Genomic DNA, 16,119 nt, shown 5'->3' with positions numbered 1-16,119 from the left:
TCAGGCCTCCTTCGGTTCGGCGGAGGGGGCGGCGACACGGCGGCCGCGGCCCCTGATCGGCGGGGTGACGCCCAGGCGCTTCGGGTCCAGGCCGGACATCGGGTGTCCGTTGTAGAAGAACTTCCGCCTGGCCAGCAGAGTCGTCAGCGGCTTGGTGAGACCGAAGACGACCACGACGTCCAGCAGCGTCGTCAGACCGAGGACGAACGCGAAGCCCTGGACCGTGCCGACCGCGGCGAAGAACAGCACCACGGCCGCCAGGAACGAGACGACGTCGGAGACGAGAATGGTGCGCCGGGCGGCGGGCCAGGCGCGCTCGATGGCGGGCCGGATGGTCCGGCCGCCGCGTACCTCGTCCCTGATCCGCTCGAAGTAGACGATGAACGAGTCCGCCGTGATGCCGATGGCCACGATGGCGCCGCATACGGCGGGCAGGCTCAGCGCGAAGCCGATGGCGGGGCCCATCAGCGACATGAGCACATAGGTCAGCCCGCCCATGAGCGCGAGGCTGGCGATGGCGACGAAGGCGAGCGCCCGGTAGTAGAAGAGCAGGTAGGCCACGACGAGCACCAGGCCGATGACACCGGCGATCAGACCCGCCTTGAGCTGCTCCCCGCCGAGCGAGGGCGAGATCGTGAGGACGTTGGCCTCTTCAAAGCTGAGCGGGAGCGCGCCGTAGGACAGCATGTTCGCCAGGTCCTGGGCGGACTCCTGGTTGAAGCTGCCGGTGATCTCGGCGTTCTTGCTGAGCGTGGTGCGCACGCTGGGGGCGGAGACCACGTTGTTGTCCAGGACGATCGCGAACCGGTTCTGCGGGTCCTGCTGCTGCGAGAGCTTGGAGGTGATCGACGCGAACTTCTTGGAGCCCTTGCCCGTGAACTGCATGGTGACCTTCCAGATCCCCTGCTGGGAATCCAGTACGCCATTCGCTTCGTCCACGTCGGTGCCCTCGACCTCGGCGGGGCCGAGGATGTACTTCTCCCAGACGCCGCCGTTCTCGCCGCAGGCCACGATGGTGTCGGTCGGCTTGGTGCCCTGGGCCGCGTTGGCCCGCTGCTTGGGGTCGGTGCAGTCGAGTTCGGTGAACTTCTTCTGCAGCGCCGCCATGTCGGCGTCCGTGGAGGCGTCCGGCTCGGGGGACTCGGACGCCTTCGGCTCGTCGGACGCGCTGGCGGACGGCGAGGGGTCGTCGTCGGCCTTCAGCGCGTCGGTGACGGCCCGGCCCTGGGGCGTGGCGGTCGCGGTCGGCGAGGCCGACGCCGAGGGGTCGCTGGCCTCCTCTGTGGCGTCCTTCTCGTCGCCCTTGGCATCCTTGTCGTCGGCCTTGGGCGACTCGGACTCAGACGCCGACGGGTCGGTGATCGGTGCGCCCTGGAGCACCGAGAGCACCGGGCGGAAGTACAGCTGGGCGGTGGTGCCGACCTGCTCCCGCGCCTGCTCCTCGTTCGTCCCCTTGGGGATGTTGACGATGATGTTCCGGTCGCCCTGCGTCTTGACCTCGGCCTCGGAGACGCCGAGACCGTTCACACGGCGGTCGATGATCTCGGCCGCCGTGTTCATGTTGGTCTCGTTGATGGCGCTTCCCTTGCCGGGCTCGGCCTTCGCCTGGAGCGTGATGCTCGTGCCGCCCGCGAGGTCGATGCCCAGGCGGGGTGTGGTGTGCCCGGAGAGGAACATCCCCCCAGTGAGCGCGACCATGACGATCAGGATCAGGGCCAGAGCCCGCCCCGGCCTGGCCTGGTCGCTCTGCCTCCGGCCCTTCTTCGGTGCTGCCACCTTGTCGTTTCTCCCTGTCCAACCGCCCGGAGCCGATTACGCCCGCTGGCCCGGTGGGCGGCCATGAAATGGTGTCGAGACGCCGGGCGAAGCCCGCACGATCCGCGGGGCCGCGGCGCGTCCTCGCGCTCCGCGGTCCTCGGTCGTCCTACTTCGCGTCGGACTCGCCGTCGGTCTTCTTCGGCTCCGCGCCGTCCGCCGTGGCGTCGGCCGCCTCGGGGTCGGCGTCGGCGGCGTCCTTCTTGCCGAGGTCGACGCGCGCGTCGGCCGAATCCGCCGCGCCGGCGGCCTCGCCCTCGATCAGCGAGGAGGCGTCGTCCGGCACCACGGTGCCGTCGGCGTCCAGCTCGTCCGGAGCGCCGTGCACGATGCGGTTGTACTCGTCGTCATCGAGGACGGCGCCGACGGAGTTCTTGGCGTAGATGGCGTGCACGCCGGGGGCCACCTCAAGGAGGATCGTGTCGTCGTGGACCTCCTTGACGGTCGCGTACATGCCCCCGATCGTGCGGATGCCGGTGCCGGGCTGCATCTGGTCGCGCATCTGCGCCGCCTGTTGCTGCTTCTTCTTGGCGGAGCGCGTCATCAGGAACATGGCCCCGATGAGCACGATGAAGGGGAGAAGGGTCACGATATTCACGGGACGGCATTTCCTTCGCACGACCGCGCAGGTGAGCGGCCTGGTGGATGGGGGTGGGCACGCCGCCCGCAAGGGCGGCATCGGCGGAGTCTAAGCGAGTCCGCACCGATGGAACAACGCTCAGCATGGCACCGAGGTTCCGCGCCGGGCGAGCCCGCGCGCTGTCACGCCCCGAACAGGTCTTGTTGTCCCGCCCCGCCGCCGCCCTGGGCCGGTGGCGGGGTGAGGCCCAGGTGCGCCCATGCCGCGGGGGTGGCGACCCGGCCGCGCGGAGTGCGGGCGAGCAGTCCCTCGCGTACCAGGAAGGGCTCCGCCACCTCCTCCACGGTCTCGCGTTCCTCGCCCACGGCCACGGCCAGGGTCGACAGGCCGACCGGTCCCCCGCCGAACAGCTTGAGCAGGGCCTCCAGGACGGCCCGGTCCAGGCGGTCGAGCCCCCGGACGTCGACCTCGTACACCCGCAGGGCCGCCTCGGCGATCTCGCGGGTGAGGAACCCGTCGGCCTTGACCTGCGCGTAGTCGCGGACGCGGCGCAGCAGCCGGTTGGCGATACGGGGGGTGCCGCGCGAGCGTCCGGCGATCTCCGCCGCGCCGTCCGTGTCGATCGTCACGTCCAGGAGCTCCGCGGAGCGGTGGACGACGCGCTCCAGCTCGGCGGGCTCGTAGAACTCCATGTGCGCGGTGAAGCCGAAGCGGTCACGCAGCGGCGGCGGCAGCAGCCCGGCTCGGGTGGTCGCGCCGACCAGCGTGAACGGCGGCAGCTCCAGCGGGATGGCGGTGGCGCCCGGACCCTTGCCGACGACCACGTCGACCCGGAAGTCCTCCATCGCCATGTAGAGCATCTCCTCGGCGGGCCGGGACATCCGGTGGATCTCGTCGAGGAAGAGGACCTCGCCCTCCTGGAGCGAGGAGAGGATCGCGGCCAGGTCGCCCGCGTGCTGGATGGCCGGGCCGCTGGTGATCCGGATGGGGGCGTCCATCTCGGCGGCGATGATCATGGAGAGGGTGGTCTTGCCGAGGCCCGGTGCACCGGAGAGCAGGACGTGGTCCGCGGTGGCCCCGCGCTGTCGGGCGGCCTTGAGGACGAGGTCGAGCTGTTCGCGCACCCGTTCCTGGCCGACGAACTCGGCCAGGGACTTGGGGCGCAGGGCGGCCTCGACGGCCTGGTCGTCGCCGTCCGCCGCGGCCGCGACCAGTCGGCCGCCTTCGGTGTCTTCGGCCGGGGGTGCGGTGTCGTCCCAGTTCACGGGGGTGCCTCGCGAGTCGTCGGTGGTCGGTCGGGTGCGGCGGGCGGGCCAGGGGGCGGTCGGCGCGGGTTCTGGTCAGCGGGTCCGGGTCAGCGGGTCCGGGTCGGCGGGGTTGGGTCAGCGGGTCCGGTTGAGGGTTTGCAGCGCGGCCTTGAGGAGCTGGCCCACCTGCGGGGCGCCGTCCGCGGCCGCCGCCTGCGGGGCCACCGCGGCGACCGCCTCGTCGGCCTCGCGGGTCGCGTAGCCGAGGCCGATCAGCGCGGTGTGCAGCTGGTCGCGCCAGGAGGCATCGGCCTGCGGGGCGCGTGCGGCGGGCGTCTGGCCGAGCGGTTCGCCGATACGGTCCTTCAGTTCGAGCAGCAGCTTCTGGGCGCCCTTCTTGCCGATGCCGGGTACCGCGGTGAGCGCCTTCTCGTCACCGGTGGCCACGGCGCGGCGCAGGTCGTCCGGGGAGTGCACGGCGAGCATGGCCTGGGCGAGCCGGGGGCCGACGCCGCTCGCGGTCTGCAGCAGCTCGAAGGTCTGGCGCTCGTCGTCGTCCGCGAAGCCGTAGAGGGTGAGCGAGTCCTCCCGTACGACCAGGGAGGTGGCGAGCCTGGCCTGCTCGCCGACCCGCAGCCCGGACAGGGTGGCGGGCGCGCACTGCACGGCCATGCCGATGCCGCCCACCTCCACCACGGCGGAGTCGGGGGCGAGGGCCGCGACCGGGCCGCTGACGAACACGATCATCGCGTGACCTTCCGTACGACGGGAGTTGCGGGGGCGCGGGCGGGCGTGGGGGCGGTGCGGCGGGCCGCCGCGTGCGCCTGCCGCAGCCGGTTGACCGCGGGGGCGCGCCAGATGTGGCAGATGGCGATCGCCAGGGCGTCCGCCGCGTCGGCGGGCTTGGGCGGCGCGTCGAGCCGCAGCAGTCGGGTGACCATGGCGCCCACCTGGGCCTTGTCGGCTCGGCCGCTGCCGGTGACGGCGGCCTTGATCTCGCTGGGGGTGTGCAGGGCGACCGGCAGCCCGCGGCGGGTCGCGCAGAGCATCGCGACGGCGCTGGCCTGCGCGGTGCCCATCACCGTACGCACGTTGTGCTGGCTGAACACCCGCTCCACCGCGACGTATTCGGGGCGGTGTTCGTCCAGCCAGCGCTCGATGCCGCGCTCGATGGCCACCAGGCGTTCGCCGATCTCGGCGTCCGCCGGGGTGCGGACGACGCCGACGCCGCGCATCGTCAACGGGCGGCCCGCGACGCCCTCGACGACCCCGATCCCGCACCGGGTCAGTCCTGGGTCCACCCCCAGTACTCGCACAGCAACCCCCTGGCTTCGCGTCCGTCCTTCGCTCATCTGTTTGTGCAGGCTATCGGCTGGTACTGACAACCGCCGACAACAGCGGCGGGCCGGAAGGACGTGTCCTTCCGGCCCGCACGCTGGACTCGCCTCACAGGGCTCAGGCGTCGACCTTCGCCATGACCTCGTCCGAGACGTCGAAGTTGGCGAAGACGTTCTGCACGTCGTCGCTGTCCTCCAGGACGTCGATCAGCTTGAAGATCTTCTTCGCGCCCTCTTCGTCCAGCTCGACCTGCATGGTCGGAACGAAGTTGGCGTCGGCCGAGTCGTAGTCGATGCCCGCCTCCTGGAGCGCGGTGCGCACCGCGACCAGGTCGGTGGCCTCGCTGAGCACCTCGAAGGACTCGCCCAGGTCGTTGACTTCCTCGGCCCCGGCGTCCAGGACCGCGCCCAGCACGTCGTCCTCGGTCAGCTCGCCCTTGGGGACGATCACCACGCCCTTGCGGTTGAACAGGTACGAGACCGAGCCCGGATCGGCCATCGAGCCGCCGTTGCGGGTCATCGCGACGCGGACGTCGGACGCCGCACGGTTGCGGTTGTCGGTGAGGCACTCGATGAGCACCGCGACGCCGTTGGGGCCGTAGCCCTCGTACATGATCGTCTCGTAGTCGGCGCCACCGGCTTCGAGACCGGCGCCGCGCTTGACCGCGGAGTCGATGTTCTTGTTCGGCACCGACTGCTTCTTCGCCTTCTGGATGGCGTCGAAGAGCGTCGGGTTTCCGTCGATGTCGGCACCGCCCATCCGGGCCGCGACCTCGATGTTCTTAATCAGCTTCGCGAAGAGCTTGCCGCGTTTGGCGTCGATCACGGCCTTCTTGTGCTTCGTCGTAGCCCATTTAGAGTGGCCGGACATCTGCCTGTCTCCTTCGCGTAACCAATCTCTGTACCAGCGTGAGTGATCCTACCGGGCGTGCGCCGCCCGCTGGGCGCGCACCATGTCCACGAACAGGGTGTGCACCCGGTGGTCGCCGGTCAGCTCCGGATGGAACGACGTGGCCAGGACGCCGCCCTGGCGTACGGCGACGATGTGGCCGTCGTGCTCGGCGAGCACCTCGGCGGCGGCGCCCACCGACTCCACCCAGGGGGCGCGGATGAAGACGCCCTCGACCGGGCCGCCCTCGACGCCCTTGACGGAGACGGCCGCCTCGAAGGACTCGTTCTGCCGCCCGAAGGCGTTGCGGCGCACGATCATGTCGATGCCGCCGAAGGTCTCCTGGCCCGAGCGGGGGTCGAGGATCTTGTCGGCGAGCATGATCAGCCCGGCGCAGCTGCCGTAGACCGGCAGGCCCGCCCCGATCCGCTCACGCAGGGGCTCCGTCAGGCCGAACAGCGCGGCCAGCTTGGAGATGGTGGTGGACTCGCCGCCGGGTATGACGAGGCCGTCGACCTCGGCGAGTTCCTCGGGGCGCCGCACCGGCCTGGCCACGGCGTCCGCCGCGGCCAGGGCGACCAAGTGCTCCCGTACGTCGCCCTGGAGTGCCAGGACGCCGATCACAGGGGTGTCGCTCATCGCACGCGCGCCTTACCAGCCGCGCTTGGCGTAGCGCTCGGCCTCGGGCAGGGTGTCGCAGTTGATGCCGACCATGGCCTCGCCCAGGTTGCGGGAGGCGTCCGCGATGACCTTGGGGTCGTCGTAGAAGGTGGTGGCCTTCACGATGGCGGCGGCGCGCTTGGCCGGGTCGCCGGACTTGAAGATGCCGGAGCCGACGAAGACGCCCTCGGCGCCGAGCTGGCGCATCAGCGCGGCGTCGGCCGGGGTGGCCACGCCACCGGCGGAGAACAGCACGACCGGCAGCTTGCCGAGCTCGGCGACCTCCTTGACCAGCTCGTACGGGGCGCGCAGCTCCTTGGCGGCGGCGTACAGCTCGTTGTTGTCGTAGCCGCGCAGGCGGGCGATCTCGTTCTTGATCTGGCGCATGTGGCGGACGGCCTCGACGACGTTGCCGGTACCGGCCTCGCCCTTCGAGCGGATCATGGCCGCGCCCTCGGCGATCCGGCGCAGGGCCTCGCCCAGGTTGGTGGCGCCGCACACGAAGGGGGTGGTGAAGGCGAACTTGTCGCTGTGGTTGACCTCGTCGGCCGGGGTGAGGACCTCGGACTCGTCGATGTAGTCGACGCCCAGCGACTGGAGGATCTGGGCCTCGACGAAGTGGCCGATCCGGGACTTGGCCATCACCGGGATGGAGACCGCGTTGATGATGCCCTCCACCATGTCCGGGTCGGACATCCGGGCCACGCCGCCGTCCTTGCGGATGTCGGCCGGGACCCGCTCCAGGGCCATGACGGCGACGGCGCCCGCGTCCTCGGCGATCTTCGCCTCCTCGGGCGTCACGACGTCCATGATCACGCCGCCCTTGAGCTGCTCGGCCATGCCGCGCTTGACGCGCGCGGTGCCGGTCTCGGGGGTCTGGGCGCTGGTGTGGGAGAGCGTGCTGGACACGGGGTACCTCGCTGGGAAGGGAAGACGGGTTCTGCTTCCCAGCAGGGAACACGGCCCGAGCAGTCCACATCAAGGGCCAATAGTCACCCGGTGGATCATTCTGCGCCGCTCGCCATCGAATCCCTGGGCAGGGAGCCCTGAGCCCAAGGAAACCAAGACTAGGTCGTCGTACGGTCGGCCAATGCCGCCGGGGGCTCGTCGTCCATCTCGAAGGCCATCGGGAACGGGGCGTGCCCGGCCAGTCGGAACCACCTGACCTTGCGGTGCCTGCGCAGCGCACGCGCGGCGCGTACGGAGTCGTTGTGGAAGCGCCTGGCCATCGGGACCCGGCGTACCGCGGCCGCCAGCTCGCCCGCGGCCTCCTCGCCGCCTGGCGCCGCGCGGACCGCGTCGACCTGGTCCAGGTCGTCGAAGACCGCCCGCAGCGCCTGGCTGAGTTCGCTCTCGGCGACCTCGCGGTGATCCTCCTCAGCCTGCCGCGCGGCGTGTGCCGCCTCGTAGAGGACGATCGACGCGGCCGGATCGAGCACCTTGGACGTGGCCAGTTCCTGCGCGACCGAGGCGCGGCGCAGCAGCTGGGCGTCCAGTGCGGCGCGGGCGGCGTCGATCCGGGCGTGCAGCCGGTCCAGGCGGCCCGCCGTCCAGCTCAGGTACAGGCCGATCGCGAACAGGGCGACGGCGATCCAGATCAGTGTGGAGGTCACGGGCGGCAAGGCTACCGCCGCCCAGGCAGCCCCCCGGCCCACCGTGCGCCAGCAGCCACGACAGCGCCCGGCGGCACACCGGGCAGGGCCCCGGCAGCCTTCGGGGCACACTGGGCAGGCCCGCGACGCCCTTGGGGCACACCAGGCAGCGCCCACTGCGGCCCTCGGCGACGCCCGGCAAGGCACACGGTCCTCGGGACACGCCCGGCAGGGCCCCGCGACCAGTCTCCTCGGGGCACGCCCGGCAGGGCCCCCGATGGCCCTCGGGGCGTGCCCGGCAAGGCCCCGGCGACCCTCGGGGCACGTCCCGCAGGACCGTGCTCAGTCTCGGGAAGCCAGTCCGAACCTGGCGCGCAGCCCGGTGCGTTCGTCGGCGGCGACCGACGCGGCGCCGTCGGTGACCGTCTCGTACACCGCGAGGATGTCGGCGCCGACCGTGGACCAGTCGAAGCGGCGTACGTGGGCGCTGCCGCGCGCGCGGAGCTCCGCCCGCCGCCCGGCGTCGCCGAGCAGCCGCAGCGCGCTGGCGGCGAGCGCGTCCGCGTCCTCGTTCGCGAACAGCTCACCCGCCGCGCCCTGGTCGAGTACCTGCGTGAAGGCGTCCAGGTCGGAGGCGAGCACCGGCGCGCCCGCCGACATCGCCTCGACGAGGATGATCCCGAAGCTCTCGCCGCCGGTGTTGGGCGCGACGTACACATCGACGCTGCGCAGCAGCCGGGCCTTGTCCTCGTCGCTGACCATGCCGAGGAACTCGACGCGGTCGCGGAGTTCCGCGGGCAGGCTCGCCACCGCCTCCTGCTCGTCGCCCCGGCCCGCGACCAGCAGCCGGGTCCGCGGGCGCTCGGCGAGGATCTTCGGCAGGGCCTTCATCAGGACCGGCAGGCCCTTGCGCGGTTCGTCGATCCGCCCGATGAAGCCCAGCGTCTCCCCCTGCCACTCGGGCCTGGCCTCGGCCTTGGCGAAGACGTCGACGTCGACGCCGTTGGGGATGACGACCGCGTCGCCGCCGAGGTGCTCGACCAGCGTGCGCCGGGCGTACTCGCTCACCGCGATCCGCGCGCTGATCTTCTCCAGCGCGGGCTGCAGGATCGGGTACGCCGCGATCATCGCCCGCGATCGGGGGTTGGAGGTGTGGAAGGTGGCGACGATCGGCCCCTGGGCGGCCCAGCAGGCCAGCAGACCGAGCGAGGGCGAGGTCGGCTCGTGGATGTGGATCACGTCGAAGGTGCCGTCGTGCAGCCAGCGGCGCACCCGCGCGGCGGACAGGAAGCCGAAGTTCAGCCGTGCCACCGAGCCGTTGTAGGGCACGGGGACCGCGCGGCCCGCCGACACGACGTAGGGCGGCAGCGGGGTCTCGTCGTCCGCGGGCGCGAGCACCGACACCTGGTGGCCCCGCCTGATCAGGTCCTCGGCGAGGTCACGGATATGGAACTGGACCCCGCCCGGCACGTCCCAGGAGTACGGGCAGACGATGCCGATCCTCACGGCCGTCCCCCGTCGGGGGCCCGCTGAGACGGCCCGCTCGGGTCCTTGTCCGGATCCAGGTCGTCGAGCCACAAGCGCTGCAGCATGTGCCAGTCCTCCGGGTGGTCGGCGATGCCCGTGGCGAAGGCGTCCGCGAGCGTCTGCGCCATGACAGACGTCTTCTCGGCGCGAGTACCTGTCTCGGGCACCTCCACCGGGGCGTGCACCCGCGCCTTCATCACGGGCGAGTCGTCGTACCAGAGGGTCACCGGCAGCAGCAGGGCGCCGGTCTGCTGGGCGAGCAGCGCCGGCCCGGCGGGCATCCGCGCCCGGCCGCCGAAGAACGTCACCTCGACGCCGGACGCGGACAGGTCACGGTCGGCGACCAGACACACCAGGCCGCCGGCCCGCAGCCGACGGGCCAGCGTGCCGAAGGCGGAGCCGCCGGTGTGCGGCAGCACCTCCATGCCGAGACCGGCCCGGTACGCCACGAACCGGTCGTACAGCGACTCGGGCTTCAGCCGCTCCTGGACCGTGGTGAACGGCGTCGCGAGCCGGGTGGTGACCCAGGCGCCCGCCAGGTCCCAGTTCGCCAGGTGCGGCAGCGCGAGGATCACTCCGCGGCCCGAGGCGAGGCCGTCGGTCAGGTGGTGGAGGTCCTTGACCTCCATGCCGCTCCTGATCCGCTCCTCGCTCCACGCGGGCAGCCGGAACGACTCCATCCAGTACCGCAGGTACGAGCGCATCCCCGCACGGGACAGCTCGGCGAGGCGCTCGGGGCTCGCGCCGGGCGCCACGCGCGCGTAGTTCGCCTCAAGCCGCCGTACGCCCTTGCCGCGCCGCTTCCAGGCGACGTCGGCGATGGTGCGGCCCAGCCGTACGGCCACGGGTTCGGGGAGCTTCTTGACGGTGCTCCAGCCAGCCCCGTACAGCGCGTCAGCGAGCTTCTCCTTCACGCGGCGCCGCCTCCGCTCGCGGCGTCCGCCTCCGCGGCCTCGCGGCGTACCGTCACGATCCGCTGGGCCAGCGTCACCAGGCTGCCGACCGCGACGATCCACAGCGCGACGGGCAGCAGCACGTCGATGCCCGGCACGCCGAACTTGTGGAGTCCGGCCAGGCCCGCGGCGACCAGCGAGATCACCAGCCGCTCCGCGCGCTCGACCAGGCCGTTCACCGCGACGGGCAGCCCGATCGACTCGCCGCGCGCCTTGGTGTACGACACCACCTGGCCGCTGGCCAGGCAGAAGATGGCGACCGCGCACAGCAGGTCGCTGTCGCCGGCGCCCGCGTACCAGAGCGCGAAACCGCCGAAGATCGCACTGTCCGCGACCCGGTCCAGAGTCGAGTCCAGGAAGGCGCCCCAACGGCTGGAGACCCCGGCCTGCCGCGCCATGTTGCCGTCGACGAGGTCGGAGAACACGAACAGGGTGATGACGATCGTGCCCCAGAAGAACTCTCCCCGAGGGAAGAAGACCAGTGCGCCCGCCACCACACCGGCCGTGCCGATCAGGGTGACCGCGTCGGGGCTGACCCCGCGACGGAGTAGAAACGCGGCGAACGGCGTGAGGACACGCGTGAAGAATGCACGCGCGTACTTGTTCAGCATGGCCTTCCCGAGGTTCGGTGAGCCGCGCGGCCCCTTCGGCCACCGGCTGGCCCATCGTAGTCACGGACGAGTGCCCCGCACCGCCACCGCCCCCCCCATGCGGCGACCGCGTACGACGTATGGACGCCTTGTGACCGGAGTGGAAAGCTCGAAGAACGCGGGCGTCGCCGGAGCCGCCAGCACACGTGGGTCCCACGCGGCCGCGCCCCTACTCCTCACCGTGCAACGAACCGGGAGGCCAGCCATGGGCGACAAGGCGAGCACACACCCCGGAGCCGCCGGCAGGGCGACTACGGCCGACCACCCCGCGTCCCTGCGGAACGTGGTGCTGGTCGGCCACAGCGGTTCGGGCAAGACCACTCTGGTGGAGGCCCTCGCGCTCACCGCGGGGGCCCTGAACAGGGCGGGCCGGGTACAGGACGGCACGGCCGTCTCCGACTACGACGAGATCGAACACCGACAGCAGCGCTCCGTACAGCTCTCCCTGGTGCCCGTCAGCTGGGGCGGCTGCAAGATCAACCTCCTGGACACCCCCGGATACGCCGACTTCGTCGGAGAGCTCAGGGCCGGTCTGCGCGCGGCGGACGCGGCCCTGTTCGTCGTCTCGGCCGCGGACGGCGTGGACGGCGCGACCCGCATGGTGTGGGACGAGTGCGCCGCCGTCGGCATGCCCCGCGCGATCGTCATCACCCACCTGGAGGCATCCCGCGCCGACTTCGAGGAGATGACCCGGATCTGCGCCGAGGCGTTCGGCGGCGACGACCCGGACGCCGTGCTGCCGCTCTACCTGCCGCTGCGCGGCCGACCCGCGGCGGACGGGCACGCGCCGGTGACCGGCCTGATCGGGCTGCTCTCCCAGCAGGTCTTCGACTACGCGTCCGGCGAACGCAAGGCGTCCGAGCCGGGCGACGACCAGCTGCCGCTCATCGCCGAGGCCCGCAACCGGCTGATCGAGGGGATCATCTCCGAGAGCGAGGACGAGTCCCTGATGGACCGCTACCTCGGCGGCGAGGAGATCGACGTCAAGACGCTCGTCGACGACCTGGAGCGGGCCGTCGCCCGCGGCGTCTTCCACCCCGTGCTCGCGGCCGCACCGGCCGCCGACGACGCCCGGCAGGGCCTCGGCACCGTCGAGCTCCTGGAGCTCGTCACCGGCGGCTTCCCCACGCCGCTGGAGCGCACCACGGCGGTCACCACGGCGGACGGCCAGGCGCGGCCCGAGGTCGGCTGCGACCCCGCGGGGCCGCTGGTCGCCGAGGTCGTCAAGACGTCGTCCGACCCGTATGTGGGCCGGGTCTCGCTCGTACGGGTCTTCTCCGGCACCCTGCGGCCCGACACCACCGTCCATGTGTGCGGACACGACCACGCCCCGGCCGCCCCCGACGCGGAGGACTCGGACCTGCACGAGGCCGACGAACGCATCGGCGCGCTCTCCACTCCCTTCGGGAAGCAGCAGCGGCCCGCGCCGTCCTGCGTGGCCGGCGATCTCGCCTGGGTGGCCAAGCTGTCCCGCGCCGAGACCGGCGACACCCTGTCCGCCAAGGGCGACCCGCTGCTGATGGAACCCTGGACGATGCCCGACCCGCTGCTGCCGCTGGCCATCGAGGCACACAGCAAGCCCGACGAGGACAAGCTGTCCCAGGGCCTGGCCCGGCTGGTCGCCGAAGACCCGACGATGCGCCTGGAGCAGAACCAGGACACCCACCAGGTGGTCCTGTGGTGCCTGGGCGAGGCCCACGCGGACGTCGCCCTGGAGCGGCTGCGCAGCCGCTACGGCGTGCATGTGGACGTCGTCCCGCACCGGGTCTCCCTCCGGGAGACGTTCGGCGAGAAGGCGACGGGCCGCGGCCGGCATGTGAAGCAGTCCGGCGGCCACGGGCAGTACGCGATCTGCGAGATCGAGGTGGAGCCCCTGCCGGGCGGCTCGGGCATCGAGTTCGTCGACAAGGTGGTGGGCGGCGCCGTGCCACGCCAGTTCATCCCCTCCGTCGAGAAGGGCGTACGCGCACAGGCGGCGCGCGGCGTCGCGGCCGGCAACCCCATCGTCGACGTACGGGTCACCCTGCTCGACGGCAAGGCGCACTCGGTGGACTCGTCGGACGCGGCGTTCCAGACGGCCGGTGCGCTGGCGCTGCGCGAGGCGGCCGCGGACGCTGTGATCCATCTGCTCGAACCGGTCGCCGAGCTGCGGGTGCTGATCGGGGACGAGTACGTCGGCGCGGTGATGAGCGATCTGTCCGGACGGCGCGGCCGGGTGGTCGGCACCGAGCAGTCCCCCGGCGGGCGCACCCTCGTACGGGCCGAGGTGCCGGAGATCGAGATCGGCCGGTACGCGGTGGACCTGCGGTCCCTGTCGCACGGCACCGGGCGCTTCAGCCGCGCGTACGCCCGGCACGAGCCGATGCCCGCCCACCTGTCCGAGAAGATGCGGCAGGAGGCACGCAAGGGCTCCTGATGTCACTGCCCCCCGATACATTGATGATCTGCTCATCGGTGCAGTCAACTGGTGTGCTGGGTACAGAAGTCGGGTAGGCCGCGCACAGCGGCGGGGCGGCGATGGGGGTGGCATGTCGGAGGACGTCTTCGATCTCAGGCCGGGCGCGCAGGTACCGCTCTCGGGGGCCGCGGGCGAGACGGCGGCGACGCACGCCCTGGCGTCGGCGGCGTACCGCGACTCGGCGGTGTCCGAGATACTCAAGGCCAACAACGAGTGGCATGAGTCCACCGTCAGCAAGGGCAAGCTGTCGCTGTTCGAGCCGAATCTGGGCGAGGCCTTCTCGCACGCCGTGCGGAACCGGATGCTGGGCGGCTCCCGCAAGCCGCTGATCCAGTCGTTCGGCATCGAGCCGCAGTCCGTCGTCGAGCACTGCCTCGCCGCGAGCCGCATCCGCAAGGAACGTGACATCCGGCTCACCGTCGTGACGGGCCTGTTCGGCCTGCTGTTCCTGCCCGGTGTGCTGATCTGGCTGGCGATCTTCCAGGCCCGGCGCACCATCGGCCGCGTCAAGGACAAACGGGCCCAGGCGCTTGCCACGACGGTACTGGTCGCCGCCTGCGGACTGGCCCTGCTCTTCCTGATCCGGCTGCCGTTCGGCGGCCTCCTGGCGGTCTACGCACGCGCCATGGTGGTCGCCCCGGTCATCGGCTGGCTGCTCGCCCGCCAGTTCAGCGAGCGCACCGCCCAGCATCTGCGCGCGAGCTGGGAGAGCCTGCTCACCGGCGGCGGGGTCGGCGCGAAGATCCCCGAGGCCGTGCCCACCAACCCCAACGAGACCGCGGCCGAGCAGCTGCGCCAGAGCCTGGCCAGGCTCACCGCCGAGCAGCAGTCCAACTCGGTCTTCTACGCGGGCCCCAAGGGCGTACTCGGCATGGGCACCCGCTGGGGCAGCTGGCAGCTGGCCGAGGACCTGCTGCCCCGCGAGGGCGCTGCGGAGATACACCCGTTCCGCAGCTGGGACGTCATACGGGCGATCCACGACCAGCTCAGGCTGATCGAGCGCGGCCCGCTGCACACGGGCGGCTTCCCGGCCCCCTCGATACGCCACTGGATCGTGTCCCCGGTCGGCGAGAACGCCAAGGAGGTCGCCAGGCCCGGCGGCACCGAGGTCGAGTCCTTCCAGATCAAGGGCCACGAGATCCAGCGGATCTGCAACGAGCAGCAGTTCGGCAGCGGCGACCGGCACTATCTGGGCGTCCAGTTCACCCTCTGGGACGGCCAGTTGGTGATCACGATGCTGATCACCGTCACCGTGCTGCACCAGACCCTGCGCATCGAGGTCACCGGCCACGCGCTCGGCCCGGTGCACCCGCTGTTCACCACCAAGCCCAAGCCGAAGGTCAAGGAGGTCGCCAAGTCCGTCAAGTTCTGGGAGACGAAGGCGGTGAAGCTGCCGCTGGTCGAGCCGTCGGAGGTGGTGCGCCTCGCGGTGCGCGCCCCCCTGACCTGGTATCCGCCGCTGCTGGACTTCCTCGGCGGCAAGCTGGTGCTGCCCGAGCCCTTCGGGCTGCGGCACTCCTGGGCCGATCAGCCCTGGCGGCACCGCTTCATGGCGGACGACGCGCTGCGGGCGGCCACTCCGGTGCTCCGTGTGGTGCACGCGGCGGCGCTCAAGGTCCTGGAGGAGAACGAGGTGAACACCGAGCGCTTCGGCAACCGCTCGCTCTTCCTCAGCGGAGCGGTCCAGGACCCGACGCCGAGGAAGGCGGACCTGTACGACGCCTAGCCGCACGCGCCGCAGGGCCGCACGACGCAGGGAGGGCGCGCCTGCCTCAGTCGACCGGCCAGGCCTCGGCGAGCATCGCGCGGGTGTCGGCGAGCAGTTGGGGCAAGACTTTGGTGTGGGCGGTGACGGGCATGAAATTGGTGTCGCCGCCCCAGCGCGGGACGATGTGCTGGTGCAGGTGGGCGGCGATCCCGGCGCCCGCGCTGTCGCCCTGGTTCATCCCGATGTTGAACCCGTGCGCCCCGGACGCCGTGCGCAGTGCCCTCATCGCCCGCTTGGTGAAGTCGGCCAGCTCGGCGGTCTCGGGCGCGGTCAGCTCGGTGTAGTCGGCGACATGCCGGAACGGCACGACCATGCAGTGCCCGCCGTTGTACGGGTAGAGGTTCAGCACCGCGTAGACACTCTCGCCCCGTGCGATGATCAGCCCGTCCTCGTCCGATTTGGACGGGATGGAGCAGAACGGGCAGCCATCGCCCGCACCCGAGCCGCTCGGCTTGTTCTCCCCTTGGATGTACGCCATCCGGTGGGGCGTCCACAGGCGCTGGAACGCGTCCGGCGTCCCGACTCCGATCTGCTGCTCGGGCTCATTCGTCATGCGGATCAGCATATGGGCTACGGCGGGGTGCGGATGCGCCGAGGGGTGGTACCCGGCTGGGCACCACCCCTGGCTTGCCCCCGCTCAGGC

At 71.6% G+C, this 16,119-nt stretch carries 15 protein-coding genes; 2 read left to right on the top strand and 13 right to left on the bottom strand.

Annotated elements, in window-relative coordinates; genetic code table 11:
* The 12 genes from secD to pgsA form a co-directional block, all read right to left on the bottom strand.
* Positions 1-1,776: a protein translocase subunit SecD gene (secD, locus tag ACX6XY_RS00660; protein WP_460325083.1), complete on the bottom strand. Its 1,776-nt coding sequence runs from the start codon at positions 1,774-1,776 to the stop codon at positions 1-3.
* Positions 1,777-1,924: 148 nt separating this feature from the next.
* The gene (yajC, locus tag ACX6XY_RS00655) at positions 1,925-2,413 is read right to left on the bottom strand and encodes a preprotein translocase subunit YajC (RefSeq protein ID WP_460325081.1); all 489 of its coding nucleotides are present in this window, start codon (positions 2,411-2,413) and stop codon (positions 1,925-1,927) included.
* 164 nt (positions 2,414-2,577) lie between these two features.
* Positions 2,578-3,660, bottom strand: coding sequence for a Holliday junction branch migration DNA helicase RuvB (gene ruvB / locus ACX6XY_RS00650; RefSeq protein ID WP_460325079.1), 1,083 nt, complete (start codon positions 3,658-3,660; stop codon positions 2,578-2,580).
* Positions 3,661-3,777: 117 nt separating this feature from the next.
* A complete protein-coding gene (gene ruvA, locus ACX6XY_RS00645) occupies positions 3,778-4,389 on the bottom strand; it encodes a Holliday junction branch migration protein RuvA (protein ID WP_460325077.1) in 612 nt (203 codons plus the stop codon).
* Entirely contained in the window at positions 4,386-4,958 is a 573-nt protein-coding gene (ruvC, locus tag ACX6XY_RS00640; RefSeq protein ID WP_460325075.1) for a crossover junction endodeoxyribonuclease RuvC, read from the bottom strand. Before ruvC ends, ruvA begins: the two co-directional genes overlap by 4 nt.
* 139 nt (positions 4,959-5,097) lie before the next feature.
* Positions 5,098-5,850, bottom strand: coding sequence for a YebC/PmpR family DNA-binding transcriptional regulator (locus tag ACX6XY_RS00635; protein WP_460325073.1), 753 nt, complete (start codon positions 5,848-5,850; stop codon positions 5,098-5,100).
* 48 nt (positions 5,851-5,898) lie between these two features.
* Positions 5,899-6,507, bottom strand: a complete 609-nt coding sequence (gene pdxT, locus ACX6XY_RS00630; RefSeq protein ID WP_460325071.1) for a pyridoxal 5'-phosphate synthase glutaminase subunit PdxT — start codon at positions 6,505-6,507, stop codon at positions 5,899-5,901.
* Positions 6,508-6,519: 12 nt separating this feature from the next.
* Positions 6,520-7,437: a pyridoxal 5'-phosphate synthase lyase subunit PdxS gene (pdxS, locus tag ACX6XY_RS00625; RefSeq protein WP_460325069.1), complete on the bottom strand. Its 918-nt coding sequence runs from the start codon at positions 7,435-7,437 to the stop codon at positions 6,520-6,522.
* A gap of 158 nt (positions 7,438-7,595) precedes the next feature.
* On the bottom strand, positions 7,596-8,141 hold the full coding sequence (locus tag ACX6XY_RS00620; RefSeq protein WP_460325067.1) for a hypothetical protein: 546 nt from the start codon (positions 8,139-8,141) through the stop codon (positions 7,596-7,598).
* A 321-nt stretch (positions 8,142-8,462) separates the two neighbouring features.
* On the bottom strand, positions 8,463-9,626 hold the full coding sequence (locus ACX6XY_RS00615) for a glycosyltransferase family 4 protein (protein WP_460325065.1): 1,164 nt from the start codon (positions 9,624-9,626) through the stop codon (positions 8,463-8,465).
* Positions 9,623-10,561: a phosphatidylinositol mannoside acyltransferase gene (locus ACX6XY_RS00610; RefSeq protein ID WP_460325063.1), complete on the bottom strand. Its 939-nt coding sequence runs from the start codon at positions 10,559-10,561 to the stop codon at positions 9,623-9,625. Before ACX6XY_RS00610 ends, ACX6XY_RS00615 begins: the two co-directional genes overlap by 4 nt.
* Entirely contained in the window at positions 10,558-11,211 is a 654-nt protein-coding gene (pgsA, locus tag ACX6XY_RS00605) for a phosphatidylinositol phosphate synthase (RefSeq protein WP_460325062.1), read from the bottom strand. The genes ACX6XY_RS00610 and pgsA overlap by 4 nt, the downstream gene beginning before the upstream one ends.
* Positions 11,212-11,455: 244 nt before the next feature.
* Here pgsA and ACX6XY_RS00600 point away from each other — a divergent pair, with 244 nt between their 5' ends.
* Complete coding sequence (locus ACX6XY_RS00600) at positions 11,456-13,666, top strand: elongation factor G-like protein EF-G2 (protein WP_460325060.1); 2,211 nt, start codon at positions 11,456-11,458, stop codon at positions 13,664-13,666.
* 112 nt (positions 13,667-13,778) lie between these two features.
* Positions 13,779-15,434, top strand: coding sequence for a hypothetical protein (locus ACX6XY_RS00595; RefSeq protein ID WP_460325058.1), 1,656 nt, complete (start codon positions 13,779-13,781; stop codon positions 15,432-15,434).
* 46 nt (positions 15,435-15,480) lie between these two features.
* On the opposite strand, the gene ACX6XY_RS00590 is transcribed toward ACX6XY_RS00595, so the two are convergent.
* On the bottom strand, positions 15,481-16,041 hold the full coding sequence (locus tag ACX6XY_RS00590) for an HIT family protein (protein ID WP_460325056.1): 561 nt from the start codon (positions 16,039-16,041) through the stop codon (positions 15,481-15,483).
* Positions 16,042-16,119: the final 78 nt, after the last annotated feature.

This window comes from Streptomyces sp. O3, from assembly GCF_054788135.1.
This window is presented reverse-complemented; position numbering and strand designations above follow the sequence as displayed.

Bases quoted from the DNA above. Each gene is read 5' to 3' on its own strand.
- pgsA (WP_460325062.1), bottom strand. From the start codon at position 11,211: ATGCTGAACAAGTACGCGCGTGCATTCTTCACGCGTGTCCTCACGCCG.
- ruvA (WP_460325077.1), bottom strand. From the start codon at position 4,389: ATGATCGTGTTCGTCAGCGGCCCGGTCGCGGCCCTCGCCCCCGACTCC.
- ACX6XY_RS00590 (WP_460325056.1), bottom strand. From the start codon at position 16,041: ATGCTGATCCGCATGACGAATGAGCCCGAGCAGCAGATCGGAGTCGGG.
- ACX6XY_RS00635 (WP_460325073.1), bottom strand. From the start codon at position 5,850: ATGTCCGGCCACTCTAAATGGGCTACGACGAAGCACAAGAAGGCCGTG.
- pdxT (WP_460325071.1), bottom strand. From the start codon at position 6,507: ATGAGCGACACCCCTGTGATCGGCGTCCTGGCACTCCAGGGCGACGTA.
- ACX6XY_RS00595 (WP_460325058.1), top strand. From the start codon at position 13,779: ATGTCGGAGGACGTCTTCGATCTCAGGCCGGGCGCGCAGGTACCGCTC.
- ACX6XY_RS00600 (WP_460325060.1), top strand. From the start codon at position 11,456: ATGGGCGACAAGGCGAGCACACACCCCGGAGCCGCCGGCAGGGCGACT.